Annotated in this window: 1 protein-coding gene; it reads right to left on the bottom strand. The window is 55.1% G+C overall.

What is annotated here, in order from left to right; genetic code table 11:
• Positions 1-52 precede the first annotated feature (52 nt).
• Positions 53-1,267: an IS256 family transposase gene (locus ABFB09_RS09630; protein WP_347001280.1), complete on the bottom strand. Its 1,215-nt coding sequence runs from the start codon at positions 1,265-1,267 to the stop codon at positions 53-55.
• Between the last annotated feature and the right edge of the window lie 108 nt (positions 1,268-1,375).

The following is a 1,375-nucleotide window of genomic DNA, read 5'->3' as shown; positions in this document are numbered from 1 at the left end:
GGTAGTGTCCCGTCAAGTGGTGTAAATTCATGATTGGTGGTTTCCCGAATCATTAAGGTTGTAAAGCCATGATAAGGGGTTCCTCCTGCGCCCCTTCCAGCGTTTTCTTCATCGAATCCACAGAAAAGTAGCGACGTCCGATCTCCCATTCGTCCTGCTGTTCCATTAGCACCGCCCCAATCAGCCTGATTACCGCTTTGCTATTGGGAAAGATGCCGACCACATTACTGCGGCGCTTGATTTCCTTATTCAGTCTCTCCAGGGGATTGGTTGAGTAAAGTTGCCGCCAGTGTTCCCGAGGGAAGGCGGTATAGGCCAGGATATCCGGTTCTGCCTCTTCCAATTGGTCGGCAACAGTACCGAATCGGAGTCTGAGGTTATCGGCTACCTGGCGGAGCTGGATACAAGCGCTATCGCGGTCAGGTTGAGCGAAGATAGTCCGGATAGCGGCAGATACCATAGCCTGGGCGCCCCGTGGCACTCTGGCCAGCGCATTGCGCATGAAGTGCACCCGGCAGCGTTGCCACGATACCCCGGTGAGTACCGTGCTGATGGCTTCCTTCAGCCCCAGATGGGCATCACTGATTACCAGCATCACCCCGCTCAAACCACGGCTAACCAGCCCCCGCAGAAACTCTTTCCAGAATACACCGTCTTCACTGGGGCCGACCTCAAGCCCGACGATCTCGCGTTCCCCGGTTTCCCGGACGCCGTAGGCGATAATTACTGCCTGACTGACCACCCGACCTGAATCCCTGACCTTGACGTAGGTCGCGTCCAGCCACAGATAGGGATAACGCCATAACAAAGGCCGGTGGCGCCAGCGTTCCACTTCATCGTCCAGAGCCCCGCATATTCGCGATACCTCGCTCTTACTGATACCGTTAAGCCCCAGTGACTGAACCAGAGATTCCACCTTGCGGGTGCTGATGCCCAATACATAGGCTTCCTGGATTACCGCCAGCAAGGCATGTTCCGCCCGGCGCCGGGGCTCGAGCAAGCTGGGGAAATAACTGCCGTCCCGCAACCGGGGAATCGCCAAGGGTATCGTGCCGGCCCGGGTGTCCCAGATACGCCCCCGGTAGCCGTTACGGTAGGTTAAACGACCGTTACTGCGCTCATGTTTCTCAGCTCCGGTCTTCTGCTTAACCTCAAGCTCCATGACCGCTTCGGCCAGCATTTTCACCCCTGCTTTTAGAAAATCAAGCTCGCTGTCACTTCCTGACTTGCGTAGCAATTCCAAAAGTGTCATCCTGTCTTTGGCCATTGTCGTGGTTACCTCCTGAAAGTCTTTGTTGTTATTTGCTTTCAAGAAACCACACAATGGCCTGCTTTTTCAACTCCAGGAATTTACACCACGTACGGGGATTCTACT

This window comes from Dehalogenimonas sp. THU2, from assembly GCF_039749495.1.
Classification (GTDB): domain Bacteria; phylum Chloroflexota; class Dehalococcoidia; order Dehalococcoidales; family Dehalococcoidaceae; genus Dehalogenimonas.
Note: the sequence above shows the minus strand (reverse complement) of the source record. Positions and strands in the feature narration are given on the sequence as shown.